This window comes from Shewanella sp. FJAT-51649 (assembly GCF_019457435.1).
GTDB classification, from domain to species: Bacteria; Pseudomonadota; Gammaproteobacteria; order Enterobacterales; family Shewanellaceae; genus Shewanella; species Shewanella mangrovisoli.
The window spans coordinates 207,512-226,162 of sequence record NZ_CP080411.1; the positions used below are offsets into that span (position 1 = coordinate 207,512).

Below are 18,651 nucleotides of genomic sequence, written 5' to 3' on the forward strand. Positions count from 1 at the left end.
CGTCCAAGACCGCAGGTGTTTTCCTTATCGGTTTACTTAATTTCCTGCGTAGACGGTGTCAGGCCCCAGCTAAATTTTTTTACTGGATAATCTGCACCGTAAGTCACTAAATACATAAGTATTTAGTATGGTAAATACTAGGGGTATACCCTAGGTGGAATCCAGGAGTAAAGCCAATGGCATTAAGACTCGAAGACAAAAAAGCGATTGTTGCTGAAGTCAACGAAGCTGCCAAAGGTGCGCTATCTGCAGTAGCCGCTGATTCACGCGGTGTAACTGTAGGTGCTATGACCGGTCTGCGTAAAAAAGCTCGTGAAGCTGGTGTTTATGTACGTGTAGTACGTAACACTCTGGCTCGTCGTGCTGTTGAAGGTACTGCTTTTGAGTGCCTAGCAGAAACGTTCACTGGCCCAACTTTGATTGCTTTCTCTAACGAGCACCCAGGTGCTGCAGCTCGTCTGTTAAAAGACTTTGCTAAAGAGCAAGCTAACTTCGAAGTTAAAGGCGCTGCCTTTGAAGGGAATTTCATCCCTGCAGCTGAAATTGATCGTTTGGCGAAACTGCCAACATACGAAGAAGCACTGGCACAGTTAATGATGACTATGAAAGAAGCATCTGCTGGCAAGTTCGTTCGTACTCTGGCCGCCCTGCGCGATCAAAAACAAGAAGCCGCTTAATTTTAAGCTGGCTGCTTAATAAAATTGAATTCAGAACAATAGGAAACATTTGTTATGTCTATCACTAAAGACCAAATCTTAGAAGCCTTTGCAGCTATGTCTGTAATGGAAGTTGTTGAACTGATCGAAGCTATGGAAGAGAAGTTCGGCGTTTCTGCTGCTGCTGCAGTAGTTGCTGGCGGTGCTGCTGATGCAGGTGCTGCTGCTGAAGAACAAACAGAATTTACTGTTATGTTAACTGCTCACGGCGACAACAAAGTTGCTGTAATTAAAGCAATCCGTGGCGCAACTGGTTTAGGCCTGAAAGAAGCTAAAGCAATGTCTGAAGCTGCTCCAGTAGCAGTTAAAGAAGGCGTTTCTAAAGAAGAAGCTGAAGCTCTGAAGAAAGAACTGGTTGAAGCTGGTGCTACAGTAGAGATCAAGTAAGCTATTATGTAGCTTACTCACCCAAGCCAATTGGGTGGAGGCTGGCGGTTTTTTAACCGTCGGCCTTTTTTGCGCTATATTCGTCGGCGATTTTTTTTCACCGTTTATCGCCAAATTTTGCAGTCCCTAGCAGAGATTACTGGTTAGGTTCTTGCCATCAACGGTGATGGGCAAACGTGCTGAATTTAATGACGAATGTTATAAGTTCAGTCTTGGTCACATCTCGCAAGCAGAGGAAACCCATGGTTTACTCCTATTCTGAAAAGAAGCGTATTCGCAAAGACTTTGGTAAGCGTCCACAGGTGTTGGATATTCCTTACCTTTTGTCTATTCAGTTAGACTCTTTTAAGAAGTTCACCGATCAAGATCCTACCGGTGAGCGCGGCCTAGAAGCCGCCTTCCGTAGCGTTTTTCCCATCAAGAGCTTTTCTGGTAATTCAGAACTGCAATACGTCAGCTATAAGCTTGGCGAGCCTGTTTTTGATGTGAAAGAGTGTCAGATCCGTGGTGTTACATATTCAGCTCCACTGCGCGTTAAATTACGCATGGTGTTGTATGATCGTGAAGCAGCGGCCGGCACTGTAAAAGATATTAAAGAACAAGAAGTCTACATGGGCGATATCCCATTGATGACTGACAACGGTACCTTTGTGATCAACGGTACTGAGCGTGTAATCGTATCTCAATTACACCGCAGCCCAGGCGTATTCTTCGATCACGACCGTGGTAAAACCCACTCATCAGGTAAGGTGCTGTATAACGCACGTATCATTCCTTACCGTGGTTCATGGTTAGACTTTGAATTCGATCCTAAAGATGCGCTGTTCGTACGTATTGACCGTCGCCGTAAATTACCTGCGACCATCATTCTGCGCGCATTAGAGTACTCTACTCAAGAGATCCTCGACCTGTTCTTCGAACGCGTTGAATTCAAGATCAAGAAAGATACTCTGGTTATGACCTTAGTACCTGAGCGTCTGCGTGGCGAAACCGCCAGCTACGACATCAAGGATGCTGAAGGTACTGTATTGGTAGAAGCGGGCCGTCGCGTGACTGCACGTCATATTCGCCAACTCGAAAAAACCAACACCACTGAACTCGAAGTACCAGTTGAGTACATCGTGGGCAAATATGCAGCCCAAGATTACATCGATCCGGACACGGGCGAAGTATTAGTTTCTGCTAACAGTGAAATCAGCTTAGAAGACTTAGCGAAGTTATCACTGGCAGGCATCAAAGAGCTGAGCACGTTGTACATCAACGAGCTAGACCACGGTGCTTACATCTCTGACACTCTGCGTATTGATCCAACCACTAACCGCTTAGAAGCGTTAGTTGAGATCTACCGCATGATGCGTCCTGGTGAGCCACCAACCAAAGATGCAGCAGAAGCCCTGTTCCAAAACTTATTCTTCAGCGAAGAACGTTATGACCTGTCTAAAGTAGGTCGTATGAAGTTCAACCGTCGTCTCAGCATTCCTGATGACGAAGGTAGCGGCGTACTGTCTAAAGAAGACATCGTTGCAGTAATGAAGAACATCATTCACATCCGTAACGGCTTCGACGAAGTGGACGATATCGACCACTTAGGTAACCGTCGTATTCGTTCTGTGGGTGAAATGGCTGAAAACCAATTCCGTGTTGGTCTGGTCCGTGTTGAGCGCGCCGTGCGTGAACGTCTGTCATTAGGCGATCTGAACGAGCTGATGCCACAAGACTTAATCAACGCTAAGCCAATTTCTGCTGCAGTGAAAGAGTTCTTCGGTTCTTCTCAGCTGTCACAATTCATGGACCAAAACAACCCGCTGTCAGAAGTAACGCATAAGCGTCGTATTTCTGCTCTCGGCCCAGGTGGTTTGACCCGTGAGCGTGCAGGCTTCGAAGTCCGCGACGTACACCCAACGCACTATGGTCGTTTATGTCCAATTGAGACCCCTGAAGGTCCAAACATTGGTCTGATCAACTCATTAGCAAGCTTTGCCCGTACTAACTCTTACGGCTTCTTAGAAACACCATACCGCAAGGTGGTAGACGGTGTGATCACTGACGATGTGGAATACTTGTCAGCGATTGAAGAAGGTCGTTATGTGATTGCACAGGCGAACATCGAAGTTGACTCTGAAGGCCGCATGGTTGAAGAGCAGATCGCATGTCGTCACAAAGGTGAATCTACCTTTATGCGCGCGTCTGACATTCAATACATGGACGTATCGCCACAACAGATTATTTCTGTTGCTGCGTCACTGATCCCGTTCTTAGAACACGACGACGCGAACCGTGCATTGATGGGTGCGAACATGCAACGTCAAGCAGTACCAACACTGAAATCAGAGAAGCCTCTGGTCGGTACTGGTATTGAGCGCACGTTAGCTGTGGACTCAGGCGTAGTAGTCGCCGCTAAACGTGGCGGTGTGATCGATTACGTTGATGCGAGCCGTATCGTAGTTAAAGTAAATGAAGACGAGCTGCGCCCAGGCGAAGCGGGTATCGACATTTACAACCTGACTAAGTACACCCGTTCTAACCAAAACACTTGTATCAACCAACGTCCTTGCTGTTCTGTTGGTGAGCCAGTGGTTCGTGGTGACGTGTTAGCAGACGGTCCGTCTACTGACTTAGGTGACTTAGCCCTTGGCCAGAACATGCGTATCGCGTTCATGCCTTGGAACGGTTACAACTTCGAAGACTCGATCTTAATTTCTGAGCGTGTTGCACAGGAAGACCGTTTCACCACTATCCACATTCAAGAGCTGTCTTGTATCGCTCGTGATACCAAACTGGGTAGCGAAGAAATCACTGCTGACATTCCAAACGTAGGTGAATCTGCTCTGTCGAAACTCGACGAGTCAGGTATCGTTTACATTGGTGCAGAAGTGAAGGGCGGCGACATTCTGGTAGGTAAAGTGACGCCAAAAGGCGAGACTCAACTGACTCCAGAAGAGAAGTTACTGCGTGCCATCTTCGGTGAGAAAGCGTCTGATGTGAAAGACAGCTCACTGCGTGTACCTAACTCTGTTAAAGGTACCATCATCGACGTTCAGGTATTTACCCGTGACGGCGTTGAGAAAGACAAACGCGCCATTGAAATCGAAGAAATGCACATTGCCCAAGCTCGTAAAGACTTAGGCGAAGAGTTCAAGATCCTTGAAGAAGGCGTATTGAGCCGTGCGCGCAACTTATTATTAAGTGCCGGTTTCACTGAAGCACAAATCGCAGCATTGCCACGTAAAGATGTATTGGTTCAGGTCATTGACGATGAAACCAAACAAACTGAACTTGAGCAATTAGCTGAACAGCATGAAGAGCTGAAAGCAGACTTCGATAAGAAGTTTGAAATCAAACGTCGCAAGATCACCCAAGGTGATGACTTGGCACCAGGCGTACTGAAGATCGTTAAGGTTTACTTAGCGGTTAAACGTACTATCCAACCAGGTGACAAGATGGCGGGTCGTCACGGTAACAAGGGTGTTATCTCTAAGATTAACCCAATTGAAGATATGCCGTACGACGAGCAAGGCAACCCTGTGGACATCGTATTGAACCCGCTAGGCGTTCCATCACGTATGAACATCGGTCAGGTTCTTGAAGTTCACTTAGGTGCTGCTGCTAAAGGTATTGGTAACAAGATTGCTGCCATGCTGGAAGATCAGCGCGAGAAGGGACTTGCAGAAGTTCGTAGCTACATCAAGCAAGTGTACGAATTAGGTGACGAAGTGCAGCAGCGCGTTGACATCGATTCATTCACTGACGATGAGTTACTGCGTTTAGCGAACAACCTGAAAGGCGGTATCCCAGTTGCTACGCCAGCCTTCGACGGTGCTAAAGAGAAAGAGATCAAGCAGATGCTTGAGCTTGCAGGCTTGCCAACCTCTGGTCAGCTGAAATTATTTGATGGTCGTACCGGTAACGAATTTGAGCGTCCAGTAACTGTAGGTTACATGTACATGCTCAAACTGAACCACTTAGTTGACGATAAGATGCACGCCCGTTCTACCGGTTCGTACAGCTTAGTGACTCAACAACCACTGGGCGGTAAAGCTCAGTTCGGTGGTCAGCGTTTCGGTGAGATGGAAGTGTGGGCACTCGAAGCATACGGTGCCGCTTATACGCTTCAAGAAATGCTCACCGTGAAATCGGATGACGTTAACGGTCGTACTCAGATGTATAAGAACATCGTCGACGGTAACCATCAGATGCAGCCTGGCATGCCAGAGTCCTTCAACGTATTACTGAAGGAGATCCGTTCACTCGGTATCAACATCGAGTTGGATCAGGAATAAGCGCAGGTATTTAGCCGCGTTTGGCAACAGAATGGTGCTCCGTGCGAGCGGAGCACCCGGTTTAACTCCTTCAGGAGAGAAACGTGAAAGACTTATTAAAGTTTCTGAAACAGCAAAGCAAGACTGAAGAATTTAACGGCATCAAAATTGGTCTGGCATCGCCTGATCTGATCCGTTCTTGGTCTTTTGGTGAAGTTAAGAAGCCAGAAACCATTAACTACCGTACCTTCAAGCCTGAGCGTGAAGGTCTGTTCTGTGCGCGTATCTTTGGCCCGGTCAAAGATTACGAATGTTTGTGCGGTAAGTACAAGCGTTTGAAGCACCGTGGTGTGATCTGTGAAAAGTGTGGCGTAGAAGTTACCCAGACTAAAGTACGTCGTGAGCGTATGGGTCACATTGAACTGGCTAGCCCAGTTGCCCACATTTGGTTCTTGAAATCACTGCCGTCCCGTATCGGTTTAATGCTGGACATGACGCTGCGTGATATCGAGCGCGTACTGTATTTTGAATCTTTCGTCGTGATCGAGCCTGGCATGACCAGCCTTGAGCGTGGCCAAATGCTGACAGAAGAAAACTATCTGGACGCATTAGAAGAATACGGTGACGAATTCGAAGCTAAGATGGGTGCTGAAGCGGTATTAGAACTGCTGCGCGCAATCGATCTCGAAAAAGAAATCGAACAAATGCGTGAAGAGCTGCCATCAATCAACTCTGAGACTCGTCGCAAGAAAGTGACCAAGCGTCTTAAGTTGATGGAAGCGTTCCACACTTCTGGCAACAAGCCAGAGTGGATGATCTTAAAAGTACTGCCTGTGTTACCACCTGACTTACGTCCGCTGGTACCGCTCGATGGCGGCCGCTTCGCGACTTCAGATCTGAACGATCTGTACCGCCGCGTGATCAACCGTAACAACCGTTTGAAGCGTCTGTTAGATTTAGCTGCGCCGGACATCATCGTACGCAACGAAAAGCGTATGTTACAAGAGTCTGTTGATGCGCTATTAGATAACGGTCGTCGTGGTCGTGCAATTACCGGTTCTAACAAACGTCCTCTGAAATCTTTGGCCGACATGATCAAAGGTAAACAAGGTCGTTTCCGTCAGAACTTGTTAGGTAAGCGTGTTGACTACTCAGGTCGTTCGGTAATTACCGTAGGTCCTACTTTACGTCTGCACCAATGTGGTCTTCCTAAGAAGATGGCGCTGGAACTGTTCAAGCCATTCATCTATGGCAAGCTGGAAGGTCGTGGCTTAGCGACGACCATTAAAGCTGCTAAGAAGATGGTAGAGCGTGAAGTGGCGGAAGTTTGGGACGTTCTGGATGAAGTGATCCGCGAACATCCAGTGATGCTTAACCGTGCACCAACACTGCACAGACTTGGTATCCAAGCGTTCGAACCTGTACTGATTGAAGGTAAAGCCATCCAGTTACACCCACTCGTTTGTGCGGCATACAACGCCGACTTCGACGGTGACCAAATGGCGGTACACGTACCGTTAACACTGGAAGCGCAGCTTGAAGCTCGTGCCCTGATGATGTCTACCAACAACATCCTGTCACCTGCGAACGGCGAGCCTGTTATCACTCCGTCTCAAGACGTGGTATTAGGTCTGTACTACACCAGCCGTGAGCGTATCAACGGCCGTGGTGAAGGTATGTACTTTATGTCTGTTGCTGAAGTTGAAAAAGCTTATGCAACTGGCGCTGCCGAACTGCATGCCCGCGTGAAAGTGCGTATCACTGAAACCGTTATCGGTGACAATGGTGAGCGTACTGAGCAACGTCGTATCGTAAATACAACTGTGGGTCGTGCTCTGCTGTCACAAATTCTGCCAGCAGGTTTGTCATTTGATCTGGTTAACCAGAACATGGGCAAAAAGCAGATTTCTAAACTATTGAACACTTGTTACCGTCAATTAGGTCTGAAAGATACTGTTATCTTCGCTGACCAACTGATGTACACAGGTTTCCGTTACGCCACTATCTCTGGTGCATCTGTCGGTATCGACGACATGGTGATCCCAGCTGAGAAGTACACCTTAGTTGCTGACGCTGAAGCAGAAGTGCTCGAAATTCAAGAGCAGTTCCAATCAGGTCTGGTAACCGCGGGTGAGCGTTACAACAAAGTAATCGACATCTGGGCAAGTGCGAACGAAAAAGTTTCTAAAGCGATGATGGAAAACCTGTCAACTGAGACAGTGATTAACCGTGATGGCGTTGAAGAGAAACAAGCATCGTTCAACAGCATTTACATGATGGCCGACTCGGGCGCTCGTGGTAGTGCCGCACAGATCCGTCAGTTAGCGGGTATGCGTGGTCTGATGGCGAAACCAGACGGTTCGATCATCGAAACCCCAATCGTGGCGAACTTCCGTGAAGGTCTGAACGTACTTCAGTACTTCATCTCAACCCACGGTGCGCGTAAAGGTCTTGCCGATACCGCATTGAAGACAGCGAACTCGGGTTACCTGACTCGTCGTCTGGTTGACGTTGCTCAAGACTTAGTGGTCATCGAAGACGATTGTGGTACTCACGAAGGTCTGACAATGAAGCCGCTGATCGAAGGTGGTGACGTTGTTGAGCCATTACGTGAACGCGTACTGGGTCGTGTGGTTGCGGTTGATGTTCTGTACCCTGGTACTGAAGATGTGCTTGCGCCACGTAACACTCTGCTCGATGAAGCATGGTGTGACAAGTTAGAAGAACACTCAATCGACGAAGTGATTGTACGTTCAGTAATTACCTGTGATACCGACTTCGGTGTGTGTGCGGCATGTTATGGCCGTGACTTAGCCCGTGGTCACCTGATTAACCACGGCGAAGCCATCGGTGTTGTCGCGGCGCAATCAATCGGTGAACCAGGTACACAGTTAACGATGCGTACGTTCCACATCGGTGGTGCGGCATCAAGAGCGTCTGCAGAAAACAACGTTCAAGTGAAGAACTCTGGTTCGTTGAAACTGCACAATGCTAAGTACGTAACTAACACTGACGGCAAGCTGGTTATCGTTTCTCGTTCTTCTGAACTGGCGATCATCGACGAACTAGGTCGTGAGAAAGAGCGTTATAAAGTGCCTTACGGTACTGTGCTCGAGAAGTTAGAAGAAGCTGCGGTAGAAGCGGGCGATATCATCGCTAACTGGGATCCACATACTCACCCAATCATCACTGAAGTGGCGGGTAGTATTAAGTTCGTTGACATGATCGACGGCGTGACCATGACTCGTCAAACAGACGAACTGACTGGTCTGTCTTCAATCGTGATCCTCGACGTGGGTCAACGTGGTTCAGCGGGTAAAGAAATGCGCCCAATGATCCGTCTGGTTGGTGCCGACGGTAGCGACCTGATGATCCCAGGTACTGAAGTACCTGCACAATACTTCTTACCAGGCAGTGCGATCGTTAACCTCGACGACAACGCGCAAATCGCCGTGGGTGACGCGTTAGCACGTATTCCACAAGAATCGTCTAAAACACGCGACATCACGGGTGGTCTACCACGCGTTGCTGACCTGTTCGAAGCTCGTAAGCCAAAAGAGCCAGCTATCCTGGCGGAAATCTCTGGTACAATCTCGTTTGGTAAAGAGACCAAAGGCAAGCGTCGTCTGGTGATTACACCAGCGGATGGCGGTGAACAGTACGAAGAGATGATCCCGAAATGGCGTAACTTAAACGTGTTCGAAGGTGAAAAAGTCGAACGTGGTGAAGTTATTGCTGACGGTCCAGAAGCGGCGCACGACATTCTGCGTCTACGTGGCATCCACAACGTAGCAAACTACATTGTGAACGAAGTACAAGACGTATACCGTCTACAAGGCGTGAAGATCAACGATAAGCATATCGAAGTGATCATCCGTCAAATGCTGCGTAAGTGCGTGATCACCTCTGCGGGTGACAGTGAGTTCTTAGAAGGCGAACAAGTTGAAGTGTCTCGCGTGAAGATCGCTAACCGCGACCTGATCGAACAAGGCAAAGTGCCTGCGACCTTCGAACGTGAACTGCTGGGTATTACCAAAGCGTCTCTGGCAACAGAATCGTTTATCTCTGCAGCATCGTTCCAAGAAACCACTCGCGTACTGACAGAAGCTGCCGTAGGTGGTAAGTCTGATAACTTACGTGGTCTGAAAGAGAACGTAATCGTTGGCCGTCTGATCCCAGCCGGTACTGGTTATGCTTATCACAAGACCCGTAACGATGCCCGTGCTAAGAAAGACGAGCCAGTTGTAGTGAATAAGATCACTGCAAGTGAAGCAGAACAAAACCTTGCAGACCTCTTAAACCTGGCTGGTAGCCAAGATTAAGTAATCAGTTTGTAACAAAAAGGCGCCTATGGCGCCTTTTTTATTGTAAAATGCCGCAAAAGTTGGCTATTTCTTGACAGTCAGGCATTACCTTTCTAAAATTCCGCGTCCCACCATTGTGGGATATAGATTTTTCACACCTTATCGTTGAGTTTGATTCAACTGTTTCGGAGCTATACATGGCAACTGTAAACCAGTTGGTACGTAAGCCACGCGCACCTAAAGTCGACAAGACTAACGTGCCTGCGTTGAACGCGTGCCCACAAAAACGTGGTGTATGTACACGTGTGTACACTACTACCCCTAAAAAACCTAACTCTGCACTACGTAAAGTAGCTCGTGTGCGCTTAACTAACGGTTTCGAAGTTACTTCGTACATCGGCGGTGAAGGCCACAACCTGCAGGAACACAGCGTGATCTTAATCCGTGGTGGTCGTGTTAAAGACTTACCAGGTGTGCGCTATCACACTGTTCGTGGCGCCCTAGACTGTGCTGGCGTGAACACTCGTCGCCAAGGTCGTTCTAAGTACGGTGCTAAGCGTCCTAAGTCTTAACGCAATCCGTTAAGTAAGGCCAAGCTAGTTTTATTTTGAGAATTCCAGTTTTGGAAATCCCTGAAGCATACGGAGAATTGTTATGCCAAGACGTCGCGTTGTAGGACAACGTAAAATCCTACCAGATCCAAAGTTTCACAGTGAGTTGCTGGCTAAGTTCATCAACGTCATTATGCAAGACGGCAAAAAGTCGACTGCAGAAAAAATCATTTACAAGGCGCTAGATGTTATCGCTGAAAAGAAAGGCGCTAACCATTTAGACGTTCTTGAAGCAGCCCTGGACAACGTACGCCCATCAGTCGAAGTTAAATCTCGTCGCGTTGGTGGTTCTACTTACCAGGTACCATGTGAAGTTCGTCCTGTGCGTCGTAACGCACTGGCGATGCGCTGGTTAGTTGAAGCTGCTCGTAAGCGTGGTGAAAAATCTATGGCTTTACGTCTAGCAGGTGAAATGCTAGATGCGTCTGAAAACAAAGGTACTGCTGTTAAGAAGCGTGAAGACGTGCACCGCATGGCTGAAGCTAACAAGGCCTTTGCTCATTACCGTTGGTAATCTGATGGTGTGGGCTTAGGCCCACACCATTGTTGTTGATATTGCCAAGGCACCTGTCTTGGTGGAGAGGGTATAATAGTGGCTCGTACAACCCCAATTGAGCGTTATCGTAATATCGGTATTTGTGCTCATGTGGACGCAGGTAAAACCACCACAACAGAACGTGTTCTGTTCTATACCGGTTTGTCTCATAAAATCGGTGAGGTGCATGACGGCGCCGCGACCACTGACTGGATGGTACAAGAGCAAGAGCGTGGTATTACTATCACCTCGGCTGCTGTTACTACATTCTGGCGTGGTATGGATGCTCAATTCACTGAACACCGCATCAATATCATCGATACCCCTGGTCACGTTGACTTCACTATTGAAGTTGAACGTTCTTTGCGCGTTCTCGACGGCGCTGTCGTGGTTTTCTGTGGTTCTTCAGGTGTTGAACCTCAATCAGAAACCGTTTGGCGTCAAGCTGACAAATACCGCGTTCCACGCTTAGTGTTTGTCAACAAGATGGACCGCGCAGGTGCGGACTTTGAACGTGTAGTGAAGCAAATCAGAACTCGCCTAGGAGCGACTTGTGTGCCTATTCAACTGAATATCGGCGCAGAAGAAAACTTCACTGGCGTGATCGACTTAATCAAGATGAAAGCCATTAACTGGAACGAAGCGGACCAGGGTATGACTTTCTCTTATGAAGAGATCCCTGCAGAGTTAGCCGATAAAGCGGCTGAGATGCATGAGTATCTGGTTGAGGCAGCAGCCGAGGCCTCGGATGAACTGATGGACAAGTACCTTGAAGAAGGCACACTGTCAGAAGACGAGATCAAAAAGGCACTGCGTCAGCGTACTATTAATAATGAAATCGTTTTAGCGACCTGTGGTTCTGCATTTAAGAACAAAGGCGTTCAAGCGGTTCTTGATGCGGTTGTGGAATTCTTGCCAGCCCCTGTCGATGTGCCTCCAATTAAGGGCATTGATGACGATGAGCAAGAAGTTGAGCGCCCATCAGATGACAATGCCCCCTTTGCGGCGTTGGCATTTAAGATTGCTACAGACCCGTTCGTGGGCACTTTGACCTTTATTCGCGTGTACTCTGGCGTACTCGAATCAGGTTCTGGCGTTTATAACTCTGTTAAACAGAAGCGTGAACGTATCGGCCGTATCGTGCAAATGCACGCTAACGACCGTACCGAACTGAAAGAAGTACGTGCAGGTGATATCGCTGCGGCTATCGGTCTGAAAGAAGTCACCACGGGTGATACACTTTGTGATCCTGATCATAAGGTGATCTTGGAACGCATGGAGTTCCCTGAGCCAGTAATTACCATTGCCGTTGAGCCTAAGTCTAAAGCGGACCAAGATAAAATGGGTATCGCGCTGCAAAAACTTGCAGCAGAAGATCCATCTTTCCGGGTTGAGACTGACGAAGAATCATCACAAACACTGATTTCTGGAATGGGTGAGTTACACTTAGACATTATCGTTGACCGTATGCGTCGCGAATTTGGTGTTGAGTGTAACGTTGGTAAGCCACAAGTGGCCTACCGCGAAACCATTCGCGCATCAGTCGAGGCTGAAGGTAAATTTGTACGCCAATCAGGTGGCCGTGGACAATTCGGTCATGTTTGGTTAAAACTAGAGCCTAATGAAGAAGGCGCTGGTTACGAATTTATCAACGCGATCGTTGGGGGTGTAGTTCCACGTGAATTCATTCCTGCGGTTGATAAAGGTATCCAAGAGCAGATGAAGAACGGTGTTCTCGCCGGCTTCCCTGTGTTGGACGTGAAGGTCACTCTGTTCGACGGTTCATATCACGATGTGGACTCGAATGAAATGGCGTTCAAAATTGCGGGTTCTATGGGCTTCAAAAAGGGTGCGCTAGAAGCGAATCCTGTGTTGCTCGAGCCTTGCATGAAAGTAGAAGTAACTACTCCTGAGAACTACATGGGCGATGTGGTTGGTGATTTAAACCGTCGTCGTGGTTTGATTGAAGGTATGGATGATGGCTTCGGTGGCATCAAAATAGTCCATGCTGTAGTGCCTCTTTCTGAAATGTTTGGTTATGCAACTGATTTGCGTTCTGCGACTCAGGGTCGTGCTTCCTACTCCATGGAGTTCTTGAAGTACACTGATGCACCGCAAAACATTGCGAAAGCGATTATTGAATCTCGTAGCTAATTTTAAGTTACGACATAAATGTAATATGGTCCTGTTGATACAGGATTATTCTGAAAAGAAAGGAATATATCGTGGCAAAAGCTAAATTTGAACGTAATAAGCCTCACGTTAACGTGGGCACCATCGGTCACGTTGACCATGGTAAAACCACTCTGACTGCAGCTATCTCTCACGTACTGGCTAAGACCTACGGTGGTGAAGCTAAAGACTTCTCTCAAATCGATAACGCTCCAGAAGAGCGTGAGCGCGGTATTACCATCAATACCTCTCACATCGAATACGATACACCAACTCGCCACTACGCACACGTAGACTGCCCAGGCCACGCTGACTATGTTAAAAACATGATCACTGGTGCTGCACAGATGGACGGCGCGATCCTGGTAGTAGCTTCTACTGACGGTCCAATGCCACAAACTCGTGAGCACATCCTGCTGTCTCGCCAAGTAGGCGTACCATTCATCATCGTATTCATGAACAAATGTGACATGGTTGACGATGCTGAGCTGTTAGAATTAGTAGAAATGGAAGTACGTGAACTGTTATCAGAATACGACTTCCCAGGTGATGACTTACCAGTTATCCAAGGTTCTGCTCTGAAAGCCCTTGAAGGCGAGCCAGAGTGGGAAGCTAAGATCATCGAATTAGCCGCTGCACTGGATTCTTACATTCCAGAACCAGAGCGTGATATCGATAAGCCATTCCTGATGCCAATCGAAGACGTATTCTCAATCTCTGGCCGTGGTACAGTAGTAACAGGTCGTGTTGAGCGTGGTATCGTACGTGTTGGTGACGAAGTAGAAATCGTTGGTATCCGTGCAACTACTAAGACAACCTGTACTGGTGTTGAAATGTTCCGTAAGCTGCTTGACGAAGGTCGTGCAGGTGAGAACTGTGGTATCCTGTTACGTGGTACTAAGCGTGATGACGTAGAACGTGGCCAAGTATTATCTAAGCCAGGTTCAATCAACCCACACACTACTTTTGAATCAGAAGTTTACGTTCTGTCAAAAGAAGAAGGTGGTCGTCACACTCCATTCTTCAAAGGCTACCGTCCACAGTTCTACTTCCGTACAACTGACGTGACAGGCACTATCGAACTGCCAGAAGGCGTAGAGATGGTAATGCCAGGCGACAACATCAAGATGAAAGTGACTCTGATCTGCCCAATCGCGATGGACGAAGGTTTACGCTTCGCAATCCGTGAAGGTGGCCGTACAGTAGGCGCTGGTGTTGTAGCTAAGATTTTCGCTTAATCGCGAATTAGTTATAGTACTGAAAAAGGAAGCTTCGGCTTCCTTTTTTATTTTGGGCTGGTGTTATTCTGAAATTTGTGTAAAATGCTCGCCACTCTGAAGTTGAATAGTCTTTTTGATGACTATTTACACAGCGGGCTTGAAATCTAATTTTAGATAAGTATAATGGCCCCCTCGTTAACCTAGGTTAGCGAATTAAATGATAAGTCAATGAACTTGTCATTATCATAGCGGCTCCGATTGGGAGTCGAACGGTTAAATCATCTCGCTCTGCTTTTCCAGTAAGGAAGAAGCTAGAGGGTGATTTTTTATGTGTCCATTTTAGGAGCTCTGGTCAATGCAGAACCAAAGAATCCGTATCCGCTTAAAAGGATTTGATCATCGCTTAATTGATCAGTCTACAGCGGAAATCGTTGAAACTGCTAAGCGTACAGGCGCCCAAGTACGTGGTCCAATTCCACTACCTACGCGCAAAGAGCGTTATACCGTTTTGATCTCTCCGCACGTTAATAAAGATGCTCGTGACCAGTACGAATTACGTACTCACAAGCGCCTGGTTGACATCGTAGAGCCAACTGAAAAGACTGTAGACGCTCTAATGCGTTTAGATCTTGCGGCTGGTGTCGACGTACAGATTAGCTTGGGTTAATTGAGATCCTTAGAAGAGGTTTGAGAGATGGCTATCGGTCTTATTGGTCGTAAAGTTGGTATGACTCGCATCTTCACTGAAGATGGTGTTTCTATACCTGTTACAGTAATTGAAGTTGCTGGCAACCGTGTTACTCAAGTGAAAACTTTAGAAACTGACGGTTACCGTGCTCTTCAAGTTACTACTGGTACCAAAAAAGCCAATCGCATCACTAAACCAGAAGCAGGTCACTTTGCCAAGAGCGGTGTTGAAGCCGGTCGTGGACTGTGGGAATTGCGTCTGGCAGACGGTGAAGGCGAAGGCATTGAAGTTGGTGCTGAGCTAAATGTAGGTATCTTCGCTGATGTAGCGAAAGTTGACGTTACTGGTCAATCTAAAGGTAAAGGCTTCCAAGGCGGCGTTAAGCGTTGGAACTTCCGTACCCAAGATATGACTCACGGTAACTCTTTGTCGCACCGTTCGAACGGTTCTATCGGTCAGAACCAAACGCCTGGTCGCGTATTTAAAGGCAAGAAAATGTCAGGCCACATGGGTGCCGAGCGTGTTACTACTCAAAATCTAGACGTTGTACGTGTAGATGTTGAACGTAACCTGCTACTGGTTAAAGGTGCTGTTCCGGGCGCAACTAACGGCGACCTGATCATCAAGCCTGCAGTTAAAGCTTAAGGTCTGAGGAGATAGTAATGGAATTGGTATTGAAAGACGCGCAAAGCGCTCTTGAAGTTTCCGAAACTACCTTCGGCCGTGACTTTAACGAGGCACTGGTTCATCAGGTAGTTGTAGCATACGCTGCAAACGCACGTCAGGGCACTCGTGCTCAAAAGACTCGTGCGGAAGTAACTGGCTCTGGCAAAAAGCCATGGCGCCAAAAAGGCACTGGCCGCGCTCGTGCGGGTGGTGTTAAGGGCCCAATCTGGCGTGGCGGTGGCGTAACTTTCGCTGCTAAAACTCAAGATCACAGCCAAAAAGTTAACAAGAAGATGTACCGCGGCGCGCTGAAAAGCATTCTGTCTGAGCTGGTACGTCAAGACCGTCTGGTTGTTGTTGAATCATTCAGCGTTGAAGCTCCTAAAACTAAAGAGCTGAAAGCTAAATTGAAAGCAATGAACTTAGAAGACGTGTTAATTGTGACTTCAGAAGTTGACGAGAATTTATTCTTAGCAGCTCGCAACCTGTACAAGGTTGACGTTCGTGACGTTGCAGGTCTAGACCCAGTAAGTCTGATCGCGTTCAACACAGTGCTTGTGACTGCTGATGCAGTTAAGCAAATCGAGGAGATGCTAGCATGATGATCCGCGAAGAACGTTTGCTAAAAGTAATTCTTGCACCTCACATCTCTGAAAAGAGCACTGTGAATGCTGAGAAGCACAACACTGTTGTTTTCCGCGTAGCTATCGATGCAACTAAAGCTGAAATCAAAGCTGCTGTTGCTAAGCTATTTGAAGTTGAAGTCGAATCAGTTCGCACTTTAGTGAGCAAAGGCAAAACTAAACGTACTGGTGGCCGTGCTGGCCGTCGTAGCGATTGGAAAAAAGCCTACGTGACTTTAGCTGCTGGTGCTGACATCGATTTCGTCGGCGGCGCTGAGTAAGCAAAGGAGAATTATCATGGCAGTTATTAAGTGTAAGCCAACCTCTCCAGGTCGTCGCCACGTTGTTAAAGTGGTGAACTCTGACCTGCACAAGGGTAAACCTTTTGCTGGCCTGTTGGCGAAAAAATCTAAAAGTGGTGGCCGTAACAACACTGGCCGTATCACTGTTCGTCACGTTGGTGGCGGTCACAAGCAGCACTACCGTTTAATCGACTTCAAACGCGATAAAGACGGTATCCCTGCAAAAATTGAGCGTCTGGAATACGATCCAAACCGTACTGCGCACATCGCGTTAGTACTGTATGCGGATGGTGAGCGTCGTTACATCCTTGCTGCTAAAGGCATGCAAGCTGGCGACAAGATCCAGTCTGGTGTTGAAGCCGAAATCAAAACCGGTAACGCAATGCCACTGCGCAACATTCCAGTAGGATCTGTTGTGCACGCTGTAGAAATGAAGCCTGGTAAAGGTGCTCAGATCGCGCGTTCAGCGGGTGCTTATGTACAAGTTGTTGCTCGTGATGGCGCATATGCCACTTTACGTCTTCGCTCTGGCGAAATGCGCAAAGTGCCAGTTGATTGCCGCGCAACATTTGGTGAAGTTGGTAATGCCGAACACATGCTACGCCAGTTAGGTAAAGCAGGTGCTAAGCGCTGGAGAGGCGTTCGCCCAACAGTTCGCGGTGTTGCAATGAACCCGGTAGACCATCCACACGGTGGTGGTGAAGGCCGTACTTCTGGTGGTCGTCACCCAGTGACTCCATGGGGTGTGCCAACTAAGGGTTATAAGACTCGTAGTAACAAGCGCACTGACAAGTACATCGTACGTCGTCGTAATAAATAGTAAGAGGATTCGCCATGCCACGTTCTCTCAAGAAAGGTCCCTTCATTGACCTGCACTTGCTGAAGAAGGTAGAGAAAGCGATGGAAGCAGGTGACAAGAAGCCTATTAAGACTTGGTCACGTCGCTCTATGATCATTCCAAATATGATTGGTTTGACCATCGCTGTCCATAATGGTCGTCAGCACGTTCCTGTGTTCGTAACTGACGAAATGATCGGCCACAAACTTGGTGAATTCTCACCAACTCGCACTTATCGCGGCCATGCTGCTGATAAGAAAGCGAAGAAGCGTTAATACGGGAGGAATAAGATGGAAGTTTTAGCTAAACATCGTTTTGCCCGTACGTCTGCGCAGAAGGCTCGTCTAGTTGCTGATCAAATTCGCGGTTTGCCTGTTGCTAAGGCCCTCGAAATTCTGACTTTCAGCCCAAAGAAAGCCGCCGTACTGGTTAAAAAAGTACTTGACTCAGCTATCGCAAACGCCGAACACAACGAAGGCGCTGACATTGATGAGCTAAAAGTAGGCGCCGTCTTCGTTGACGAGGGTCCAACTATGAAGCGTATCATGCCACGTGCTAAAGGCCGCGCTGATCGTATCATGAAGCGTACCAGCCACATCACTGTGGTTGTATCAGATCGCTAGGAGAGAGCAATGGGACAGAAAGTACATCCTAATGGTATCCGTCTGGGTATCACCAAGCCTTGGATCTCTACCTGGTACGCAGATAAGTCAGATTATGCAAATAACCTGAACAGCGACTGGGAAGTGCGTAAGTATCTTGCAGACAAACTGCAAGCTGCATCAGTATCTAAGATTGTTATCGAACGCCCAGCGAAAAGCATCCGCGTTACTATTCACACTGCCCGTCCAGGCGTTGTGATCGGTAAGAAAGGTGAAGACGTTGAAGTATTGCGTGCTGCAGTTTCAAAACTGGCTGGCACTCCTGCTCAAATTAACATCGCTGAGATCCGTAAACCTGAGCTAGATGCCAAGTTAGTTGCTGACTCAATTGCACAGCAATTAGAGCGTCGTGTTATGTTCCGTCGCGCTATGAAGCGTGCAGTACAAAACGCAATGCGTATTGGTGCTCAAGGTATCAAAGTTGAAGTTAGTGGCCGTTTAGGCGGTGCTGAGATTGCGCGCTCTGAGTGGTACCGTGAAGGTCGTGTACCTTTGCATACACTGCGTGCTGATATCGACTATTCAACCTCTGAAAGTCACACTCAATACGGTGTGATTGGTATTAAAGTTTGGATCTTCAAAGGTGAAGTTCTGGACGGAATGCTGCCACAGATTGAAGAGCCGAAACAGCAGCAACCTAAGCGCAAGCCTCGTGGTAAATAGGAGAG

General features: G+C 47.7%; 16 protein-coding genes. All 16 read left to right on the plus strand.

Translation table 11 applies throughout. The annotated features are described in order from the left end of the window. The first annotated feature begins 176 nt into the window (after positions 1–176). Entirely contained in the window at positions 177–677 is a 501-nt protein-coding gene (gene rplJ, locus K0H59_RS00940) for a 50S ribosomal protein L10 (protein ID WP_023265431.1), read from the plus strand. Between the two features lie 54 nt (positions 678–731). Next, a complete protein-coding gene (rplL, locus tag K0H59_RS00945) occupies positions 732–1,103 on the plus strand; it encodes a 50S ribosomal protein L7/L12 (protein WP_011624800.1) in 372 nt (123 codons plus the stop codon). A gap of 242 nt (positions 1,104–1,345) precedes the next feature. Beyond that, entirely contained in the window at positions 1,346–5,383 is a 4,038-nt protein-coding gene (gene rpoB, locus K0H59_RS00950) for a DNA-directed RNA polymerase subunit beta (protein ID WP_088213139.1), read from the plus strand. A gap of 83 nt (positions 5,384–5,466) precedes the next feature. Then, positions 5,467–9,684 (plus strand): DNA-directed RNA polymerase subunit beta', encoded by a 4,218-nt coding sequence (rpoC, locus tag K0H59_RS00955; protein ID WP_220054398.1) that lies wholly within the window; start codon positions 5,467–5,469, stop codon positions 9,682–9,684. 179 nt (positions 9,685–9,863) lie between these two features. Then, positions 9,864–10,238 (plus strand): 30S ribosomal protein S12, encoded by a 375-nt coding sequence (gene rpsL / locus K0H59_RS00960; protein WP_011715459.1) that lies wholly within the window; start codon positions 9,864–9,866, stop codon positions 10,236–10,238. An 82-nt stretch (positions 10,239–10,320) separates the two neighbouring features. Then, complete coding sequence (gene rpsG, locus K0H59_RS00965) at positions 10,321–10,791, plus strand: 30S ribosomal protein S7 (protein ID WP_011715460.1); 471 nt, start codon at positions 10,321–10,323, stop codon at positions 10,789–10,791. Between the two features lie 78 nt (positions 10,792–10,869). Continuing rightward, positions 10,870–12,966 carry an elongation factor G gene (gene fusA, locus K0H59_RS00970; protein WP_086904167.1) on the plus strand — a complete coding sequence of 699 codons (2,097 nt, stop codon included), beginning with the start codon at positions 10,870–10,872 and terminating at the stop codon, positions 12,964–12,966. Between the two features lie 71 nt (positions 12,967–13,037). Further along, positions 13,038–14,222, plus strand: a complete 1,185-nt coding sequence (tuf, locus tag K0H59_RS00975) for an elongation factor Tu (RefSeq protein WP_011715454.1) — start codon at positions 13,038–13,040, stop codon at positions 14,220–14,222. 337 nt (positions 14,223–14,559) lie between these two features. After that, positions 14,560–14,871, plus strand: coding sequence for a 30S ribosomal protein S10 (gene rpsJ, locus K0H59_RS00980; RefSeq protein ID WP_011070616.1), 312 nt, complete (start codon positions 14,560–14,562; stop codon positions 14,869–14,871). Positions 14,872–14,898: 27 nt separating this feature from the next. Beyond that, positions 14,899–15,537: a 50S ribosomal protein L3 gene (rplC, locus tag K0H59_RS00985; RefSeq protein ID WP_011070617.1), complete on the plus strand. Its 639-nt coding sequence runs from the start codon at positions 14,899–14,901 to the stop codon at positions 15,535–15,537. A gap of 17 nt (positions 15,538–15,554) precedes the next feature. Further along, positions 15,555–16,160, plus strand: a complete 606-nt coding sequence (rplD, locus tag K0H59_RS00990) for a 50S ribosomal protein L4 (protein ID WP_011070618.1) — start codon at positions 15,555–15,557, stop codon at positions 16,158–16,160. Further along, on the plus strand, positions 16,160–16,462 hold the full coding sequence (rplW, locus tag K0H59_RS00995; protein WP_039977607.1) for a 50S ribosomal protein L23: 303 nt from the start codon (positions 16,160–16,162) through the stop codon (positions 16,460–16,462). Before rplD ends, rplW begins: the two co-directional genes overlap by 1 nt. A gap of 16 nt (positions 16,463–16,478) precedes the next feature. Beyond that, positions 16,479–17,303 (plus strand): 50S ribosomal protein L2, encoded by an 825-nt coding sequence (gene rplB, locus K0H59_RS01000; protein ID WP_011621028.1) that lies wholly within the window; start codon positions 16,479–16,481, stop codon positions 17,301–17,303. A 14-nt stretch (positions 17,304–17,317) separates the two neighbouring features. Further along, positions 17,318–17,596 carry a 30S ribosomal protein S19 gene (gene rpsS / locus K0H59_RS01005; RefSeq protein WP_006083596.1) on the plus strand — a complete coding sequence of 93 codons (279 nt, stop codon included), beginning with the start codon at positions 17,318–17,320 and terminating at the stop codon, positions 17,594–17,596. 15 nt (positions 17,597–17,611) lie between these two features. Beyond that, positions 17,612–17,944 (plus strand): 50S ribosomal protein L22, encoded by a 333-nt coding sequence (gene rplV / locus K0H59_RS01010; protein WP_006083595.1) that lies wholly within the window; start codon positions 17,612–17,614, stop codon positions 17,942–17,944. A gap of 9 nt (positions 17,945–17,953) precedes the next feature. Beyond that, a complete protein-coding gene (rpsC, locus tag K0H59_RS01015) occupies positions 17,954–18,646 on the plus strand; it encodes a 30S ribosomal protein S3 (protein ID WP_011070621.1) in 693 nt (230 codons plus the stop codon). Positions 18,647–18,651: the final 5 nt, after the last annotated feature.

Bases quoted from the DNA above. Each gene is read 5' to 3' on its own strand.
- rplJ (WP_023265431.1), top strand. From the start codon at position 177: ATGGCATTAAGACTCGAAGACAAAAAAGCGATTGTTGCTGAAGTCAAC.
- rplL (WP_011624800.1), top strand. From the start codon at position 732: ATGTCTATCACTAAAGACCAAATCTTAGAAGCCTTTGCAGCTATGTCT.
- rpoB (WP_088213139.1), top strand. From the start codon at position 1,346: ATGGTTTACTCCTATTCTGAAAAGAAGCGTATTCGCAAAGACTTTGGT.
- rpsL (WP_011715459.1), top strand. From the start codon at position 9,864: ATGGCAACTGTAAACCAGTTGGTACGTAAGCCACGCGCACCTAAAGTC.
- rpsG (WP_011715460.1), top strand. From the start codon at position 10,321: ATGCCAAGACGTCGCGTTGTAGGACAACGTAAAATCCTACCAGATCCA.
- rpsJ (WP_011070616.1), top strand. From the start codon at position 14,560: ATGCAGAACCAAAGAATCCGTATCCGCTTAAAAGGATTTGATCATCGC.
- rplC (WP_011070617.1), top strand. From the start codon at position 14,899: ATGGCTATCGGTCTTATTGGTCGTAAAGTTGGTATGACTCGCATCTTC.
- rplD (WP_011070618.1), top strand. From the start codon at position 15,555: ATGGAATTGGTATTGAAAGACGCGCAAAGCGCTCTTGAAGTTTCCGAA.
- rplW (WP_039977607.1), top strand. From the start codon at position 16,160: ATGATCCGCGAAGAACGTTTGCTAAAAGTAATTCTTGCACCTCACATC.
- rplB (WP_011621028.1), top strand. From the start codon at position 16,479: ATGGCAGTTATTAAGTGTAAGCCAACCTCTCCAGGTCGTCGCCACGTT.
- rpsS (WP_006083596.1), top strand. From the start codon at position 17,318: ATGCCACGTTCTCTCAAGAAAGGTCCCTTCATTGACCTGCACTTGCTG.
- rplV (WP_006083595.1), top strand. From the start codon at position 17,612: ATGGAAGTTTTAGCTAAACATCGTTTTGCCCGTACGTCTGCGCAGAAG.
- rpsC (WP_011070621.1), top strand. From the start codon at position 17,954: ATGGGACAGAAAGTACATCCTAATGGTATCCGTCTGGGTATCACCAAG.